Source organism: Deltaproteobacteria bacterium GWC2_65_14 (assembly GCA_001797615.1).
Lineage (GTDB): Bacteria > Desulfobacterota > Deferrimicrobia > Deferrimicrobiales > Deferrimicrobiaceae > GWC2-65-14.
Window position 1 is genome coordinate 1 of sequence record MGPV01000047.1, and the last position, 6,564, is coordinate 6,564.

Annotated in this window: 8 protein-coding genes and 1 pseudogene (1 of these 9 only partly in view); 8 read left to right on the forward strand and 1 reads right to left on the reverse strand. The window is 62.9% G+C overall.

The window, feature by feature from the left end; translation table 11 throughout:
• Positions 1–345: 345 nt before the first annotated feature.
• The 7 genes from A2X88_06460 (at position 346) to A2X88_06490 (ending at position 5,798) form a co-directional block, all read left to right on the forward strand.
• A complete protein-coding gene (locus A2X88_06460; GenBank protein ID OGP33654.1) occupies positions 346–999 on the forward strand; it encodes a hypothetical protein in 654 nt (217 codons plus the stop codon).
• 17 nt (positions 1,000–1,016) lie between these two features.
• Complete coding sequence (locus tag A2X88_06465; GenBank protein OGP33660.1) at positions 1,017–1,871, forward strand: hypothetical protein; 855 nt, start codon at positions 1,017–1,019, stop codon at positions 1,869–1,871.
• 187 nt (positions 1,872–2,058) lie between these two features.
• Positions 2,059–2,319: a hypothetical protein gene (locus A2X88_06470; GenBank protein ID OGP33655.1), complete on the forward strand. Its 261-nt coding sequence runs from the start codon at positions 2,059–2,061 to the stop codon at positions 2,317–2,319.
• The gene (locus tag A2X88_06475) at positions 2,316–2,699 is read left to right on the forward strand and encodes a hypothetical protein (protein ID OGP33656.1); all 384 of its coding nucleotides are present in this window, start codon (positions 2,316–2,318) and stop codon (positions 2,697–2,699) included. The genes A2X88_06470 and A2X88_06475 overlap by 4 nt, the downstream gene beginning before the upstream one ends.
• A 126-nt stretch (positions 2,700–2,825) precedes the next feature.
• Positions 2,826–3,014: a hypothetical protein gene (locus A2X88_06480; protein OGP33657.1), complete on the forward strand. Its 189-nt coding sequence runs from the start codon at positions 2,826–2,828 to the stop codon at positions 3,012–3,014.
• Positions 3,015–3,393: 379 nt separating this feature from the next.
• Positions 3,394–4,197 (forward strand): methyltransferase type 11, encoded by an 804-nt coding sequence (locus tag A2X88_06485; protein ID OGP33658.1) that lies wholly within the window; start codon positions 3,394–3,396, stop codon positions 4,195–4,197.
• Between the two features lie 1,244 nt (positions 4,198–5,441).
• A complete protein-coding gene (locus tag A2X88_06490) occupies positions 5,442–5,798 on the forward strand; it encodes a hypothetical protein (GenBank protein ID OGP33661.1) in 357 nt (118 codons plus the stop codon).
• Between the two features lie 110 nt (positions 5,799–5,908).
• Here A2X88_06490 and A2X88_06495 read toward each other — a convergent pair whose 3' ends face one another.
• Positions 5,909–6,172 (reverse strand): hypothetical protein, encoded by a 264-nt coding sequence (locus tag A2X88_06495; protein OGP33659.1) that lies wholly within the window; start codon positions 6,170–6,172, stop codon positions 5,909–5,911.
• Positions 6,173–6,510: 338 nt separating this feature from the next.
• On the opposite strand from A2X88_06495, the pseudogene A2X88_06500 reads away from it, so the two are divergent.
• Positions 6,511–6,564, forward strand: a pseudogene (locus tag A2X88_06500) (flavoredoxin) (it continues 179 nt past the right edge of the window).

Consider the following 6,564-nt stretch of genomic DNA (forward strand, 5'->3'; position numbering starts at 1 on the left):
TCCATGGACCGACATGAAGGAGAGTCCGATGCCGGCGCGGACCAGTGCCTTGCGGGTTCATCGGCTACCCAAAATAAAGCGCATGGTAACGAATAATATAATGCATTTCCAGTATAGCCCCGGGAAGCATAGCATGGCAATCATCGGTACGACGAGCGGGGATTCCGCTGGAGGAGTTTCTCCTGAACCCGGCGACCCGGCTCATGGGGTAGGCCGGCTGTCTCAGGTCTGTCTCCGTCGATCGAACCGGTCACAATTCGCGACACATCCCACAGTACCCTCTTATGTGACATAGTAAGTCCAAGAACTATAGACATACTATGTCTAAATGCGTATACTTGCGTCATGAGATCTCTTTCTCTCCGAAACCGGATTCCTCATGAGGAATTCGATTACCAATCGCTGCTTGACGCCCTGGCCGGATATTCTCGCCCGAGGGCGAAGATCACGGCGTTATTGCGGGACGGCGTCATCGTCCGGGTCAAGAAGGGACTGTATGTCTTCGGCGAGGAGGAGCGCCGCAAGCCCATCTGCCGGGAGCTTCTCGCCAACCTGATCTACGGGCCTTCGTGTGTCTCCCTGGAATACGCCCTTGCCTCGCACGGCCTGATTCCCGAGCGGGTCGAGACGGTTACGTCGGTGACCTGCGGCCGGTCCCGGGCGTTCGATACGCCGGTCGGCCGCTTCACCTACCGGAGGATCTCCATGGAGGCATTCCCGGTCGGGGTGGACCGCGTGGAAACCAGCGACGGGCGGGCCTTCCTCGTCGGAATGCCCGAGAAGGCGCTGGCCGATGCGCTGGTGGCGGACCGCCGGGGGACGATCGGTTCCCGGCGGGAACTGGCGTCGTACCTGGACGAGTCGTGGCGGATCGAGATGGGACGGTTGAAGGAGCTGGACAGGGGCCTTCTCGATGAATTGGCGAAGAGCTACCGCTCCCGCAAGGTGCGGCTGCTCGCCTCGCTCGTCGGGAGCTTGAGGAAGGGGGGGAAGGGGTGAACGAAGCGGTCGCGAAGATGCTGGAGCGATATCGCAGGGAGACGGTGAACGACCATCTCCAGGCCCTTCGGGAGATCCTCCAGGAGGTGGCCCTGCTCGGGCTCTGGCGCGCGAAGTTCTTCGAGCGGGCGGCGCTTTACGGCGGGACCGCCCTGCGCATTCTCTACGGCCTGGACCGGTTCTCGGAGGACCTCGAGTTCTCGCTCCTGGCGCCCGAGCCGGCGTTTCGGATCGATCGGTACGCCTCGCAGCTCGAAGAGGAGATCGCCGCCTTCGGCTTCCGGGTGCGGGCGGAGAGGATCGAAAAGTCGGCGGCGACCGCCGTCGAATCGGCGTTCCTGAAGGTCGACACGATCCGGGAACTGCTGGTCATCGAGGCGGGGCGCGAGATCGTTCGCGGGATTCCGAAGGGGAGGGTGCTCAAGATCAGGCTGGAAGTGGACACCGATCCGCCGGCAGGGTTTGCCACGCAGACCCGTTATCTCCTCCAGCCGATTCCGTTCGCCGTGCGTGTGTACGTGCTGCCGGACCTGTTCGCGGGCAAGATGCATGCGCTCCTGTGCAGGCGATGGAAGAACCGGGTGAAGGGGCGCGACTGGTACGACCTGGTGTGGTATGCCGCAAATCACCCGGAGCTGAACCTTTCCCATCTCGAGAGCCGTATGCGGCAGAGCGGCCACTGGAAGGGAGAGGCCCACCTTTCGAACGACGCGTTTCGATCGGCCCTCGGCGAGGCGATCGATGCGCTTGATGTGGAGAAGGCGCGCCGGGAAGTGTCCCCCTTCGTCAAGGACCAGGCTGCCTTGAACCTCTGGTCCCGGGAGTTCTTCCGCGACGTGGCGGGCAGGATCCGCGCCGTCGAGAAGACGTGAAATCCGGAACGCATTCTGCGCGACGCATTGCTCGGTAAAGGCCAAGGGTGGATATTTCCGATGCTTGCCGCGCCCGGTTTTAAGGTCGCATCCCGTTGGCAACGCCGTTCCCACGCAAGCCAATGCTTTCCCATTGACATCCTATGTAATACCCTATAGAGTTGCCTACAATAAGGGGGTGCATCTTATGGGAAGCGCGACGCGGCAGGCCAATTTCGTTCTGCCCGAGGAGCTGTTGGAGGAACTCAAGGCCAACGTCTCGCCGAGACAGCAAAGCCGGTTCGTCGCCGAGGCCTTGAGAAAGGAGCTGCGACGGGTCCGCCTGGCCAAGGCGATCGAGACGAGCTTCGGGGCCTGGAAGGAAGCGGAACACCCCGAGCTTGCGAGGGGCGCGGAGACGTTCGTCCGGCGCCTTCGGAAATCGACGCGTGCGAAGCGCCGGAGATGAAAAACACCCTCGTAGACACGGATATCCTCATCAATTTCTTGAGGGGGAAGAGGAAGGCGAAGGATTTCCTCTCCATGCTCGTGGAGGAATCGAACATCTGTTGCTCGGCCGTCACCGTGGCGGAGATTGCCGCCGGCATGCGCGCCGCCGAGGAGGAACGGACGAAAGCGCTCCTGGACCAGATAGAGGTCCTTGCCGTGACCCGGGACGTGGCGGAGAAGGCCGGGTCATACAAACGCGGCGCTAAGGGGCACAGCCTGGAGCTTGACGATTGCCTGGTCGCGGCGACCGCATTTGTCCACAGGGCGGTTCTTGCCACGGGAAATGCGAAGCATTACCCGATGAAAGACATCAAGGTGGCGGTGGTGAACACGGAGTAACCCCCGGTGACCCTCGTCGAGAGGGGAGTCCGGGTCGAGCAGGAATCCCTGATCGACCGGCCGGCCGCCCTTCCGATCTGACCGGATTTCGAACCAGGTTCTTTCCGGCTCAAACCAAGGCTGGGCTTGCGACTGGAAGTCGACAAGCTGCGTTTTGCTCCGTGCCTCCCCGCGGATTGGAAGGGGTTCAAGGTGTACTACCTGTACCGGGAGACGGTCTACGACATCGCCGTCCTGCAACAGCCTGCCGAGGTCGGCGGGACGAGGGTGACCGTCCGCAGGCTCCTGATCGCCACACGGTGGAGGAGAAGATGATGGAGTTCAAGGCGCGAAAGCCGCCCTGTACGCGGCGCTGCTGGGGGAGGCCGAGGGGCGGGGGACCGCCGCGATCACCCGGGACGATTTCCTGCACCTGCTCGGGGGATGACGCCCGGGCCCATCGTCTCCTCGATCGGTCGGGGCAAAGGCGGCCGGTCAGACGGACATCACGGAAACGAGCCTTCCCTTTCCGTAGGTAAGGATTCTTTCGTCCCGGGTCAGATCGAATGGCGCCCGGCGCGTCAAGACGGCATTCATGCCCATTGCGTCTTGAGGCCCGACGTGTGGTTTGACCCGGCGATTTCGATATGATTGGATGACCATGCACGTGTGACCAAGTGGGCAAGGAGAAACACCTTTCCGGGATGGCAGGTTGATGGAAAGAGACTACGTTCACGGCTACGCGGAAAGGGAAACGGCGAGGCTCGTCGACCAGGCGACCACGCTGGCGGAGATCCTGCATTCCGACACGATCTATCGGCCGGGGAGCGCGGTCCTGGAAGCGGGGTGCGGCGTGGGGGCGCAGACGGTCATCCTTGCGCGAAACAGCCCCGATGCACGGTTTACGTCGATCGACATTTCTCCGGAATCGCTGCGTCGCGCGCAGGAACGCGTCGCGTCGGAAGGGCTGCGCAACGTCTCGTTCCGGCACGGCGACATCTTCGACCTGCCGTTCCCGGCGGAACGCTTCGACCACGTATTCGTCTGTTTCGTGCTGGAGCATCTGCCCGACCCCGTGGCCGCCCTGCGGCGTCTCGGGGAAGTGCTGAAAACCGGCGGGACCGTCACCGTCGTCGAAGGGGATCACGGTTCGGCCTTCTTCCACCCCGACAGTCCGTACGCGCACCGGGCGATACAATGCCTGATCGACATACAGGAAAGGATCGGGGGCAACTCGCTCATCGGGCGGCAGCTTTATCCGATCCTCAAGGGAGCCGGATTCCGCGACGCCCGCGTCTCCGCAAGGATGGTCCATGTCGACGCAAGCAGGCCGGAACTCGTCGAGGGGTTCACGAAGAACACGTTCATCGCGATGGTGGAAGGGGTTCGCGAAGAGGCTCTGCGCGCGGGTCTCATCGATGAGACGACGTGGGAAAAGGGGATCGTCGACTTGCGCAGGACGACCGGGCCCGACGGGACGTTTTTCTATACGTTTTTCAAAGGCACGGCGGTCAAATAACGCGGCGCCTCCTTTTCCGGCCCCTCCCCGGGGCATCCCGCTAACCCGCTCGACCAGCCCGCCGGCCTCCCGATCTGACCGGGACGGGAAGTTTCTTGATTCGAACCCTCCCGGTCTTTCCTCCATCTCCAGGCATCTCATGAGGATGGAGCACGACGCTGAAGAGAAAGGAGAAGAACCATGACCATGAGGGGTGGCAGCGCCGCCGAGCGGCCGGAATAGCAGGAACTCGTCATCACGCGCGTCTTCGATGCGCCGCGTGACCTCGTTTTCAAGGCGTGGACCGAACGCGACCGCATGATGCGCTGGTGGGGTCCGAACGGGTTCACGTTGCCTGTCTGCAATATCGATGTCCGCCCGGGAGGCGCGGCAGGACGAGGTTCACGCTGCAGCACGCTCCTCTCAAACCGGGCCCGGATTGGGACATGTGCCGGCAGGGCTGGAACGAATCGCTGGTCAAGCTCGAAGACTACCTGGCGAAGGGACGGGCCGCTTCCAAACGCTCATCGACCTGAACCGTAAGGGATTCTTGAGCATTTTGATGCCATGCCAGCAAAAATGAAGGAGAATTCATTCCGGGATTTTGTGCTGGGCCAGCTCCGCTCGCTAGCCGAATGGGCGAGGGAGGCCGCGGCGCGCAAGGGGAAGAGGACGGGGAGGGCGCCGGCCGGGAAAAAGCGATGAGCGTCCCCGCCGCCCCTGATGACCACCGGACCGGGTCCCGAACCTGACGCGGTCCGGAGAAGGTTCAGAACCCGATCCGCCGACCCGGCGACTTCGGCGGTTCCATCAAGGCGCGGATCGCGTCGAAGACGACTCGGAATTGGGCGTCATATTTCCTTTCCAGCGACAGGTTCGAACAGTTCGTACTGCCGCGACAGCGACTGTCTCCTCCCCCCGGCCTGCCTCGCCCTGGACGAGATCCGGAAGATCGGCGAATGGTCGGAGGCGGTGAAGCGCCTCCGGGACGAGGATACGGCAAGCGGCGGGCCGCCCGATGGACCCGCGCCGCCTGGACCGGGGGGCGCGTCGCGCCGATTTGCGACCCGGCGTGAATTTTCTCCCCGGCGGCATCGTGTTTTCCGATGTCGGCATCCAATGGTATGGCGGGCGGTCACTGGATTCCTGCGCCCGCCGTCAGAGAGGACCGGCCGGCGGGTCGCCGGGCCGGCGGAAAGAGAGGAGAGCCTTTGATGACAACCTTCCTGCGGTCGCACCGTTGGCTGATCGTGGCGGCCGTGGCGATGCTCGGATACCTGGGGCCGGCGGCGCTCCCGTCCGGGGCCGAGACCGGGAAACCGGCCGCCACCGTCACGATGGATGTCGTGAACTTCATCCCGAAGCAGGTGACCGTAAAGGTCGGAAATACGGTCGAATGGAGGAACACCTCCAGCGTCGCCCACACGGTGACGGCGGACCCGAAAAAGGCGAGGGATCCGAAGAACGTGTCCCTCCCGAAGGGCGCGAGGACGTTCGACTCCGGCAACATGGATCCGGGAGGCACATTCACGCACACCTTCCCCGTGGCCGGGACCTACAGGTACGTCTGCATCCCCCACGAGGTCGCCGGCATGATCGGTGAGGTCATCGTGAAGAAGTAACGGAGACTCCGGCCGGCTGACGCGATTAGCCGCCTCCCCCGACCCGTCCACGCTGCCGAACCGGAGATGGATCGATGCCGCGACGGAGGCGGTGGTTCGTTCGTCACCGCTCAGCGCTTACGGTAGATCTCCCGCGGATGCCCGATCCGTACGATCAGCACGAGCAAGGTCTTTTCCCGGATGGTGTAGACGATTCGGTAGTCGCCTGCGCGGACGCGCAGAAATCCCTCGCTTCCCTGAAGGACCTTGGCATCCGGCGGGCGCGGATCGTTCGCCGGCGCGTCGATCTTCCTGCCGATCCGTTTCCGGATCTCCCGGGGGAGTTTGCGGAGTTCCCGGGCTGCCGACGGCTGTACGACGACTTCGTACGCCATGAGTGGTTACAGGCCGAGCTCTTTCTTCAACTGCTTCCAGGGGATCCCCCTCTTTTCCTTGAGGGCGTTTTTTGCCTTCTCGACGTCGATCCGGTCCTCGATTTCCTCCAGGAGTTCGAGATCCTCCACCGGGACGAGGGCCGCAACGTCCTTTCCCCGGCCCGCGGTTCGTACAATTCGTACGTAAAGGAAGTATACGACAATCGGAGGAGCGGGGCAACCGCCGCGGGGGTAGCGATGCCCTTCGATTCTACGAGTAACGTCATGGACTTGGGCCATGTCAGTGTATATCCTGCTGATCAGACGTCAACGCATCATCCGGGAGGGGGGAAATAACCATGAAGAAATCCTTCGGCGCGAAGACGCTCGTTTTCCCCACCCCGCTCTGGATC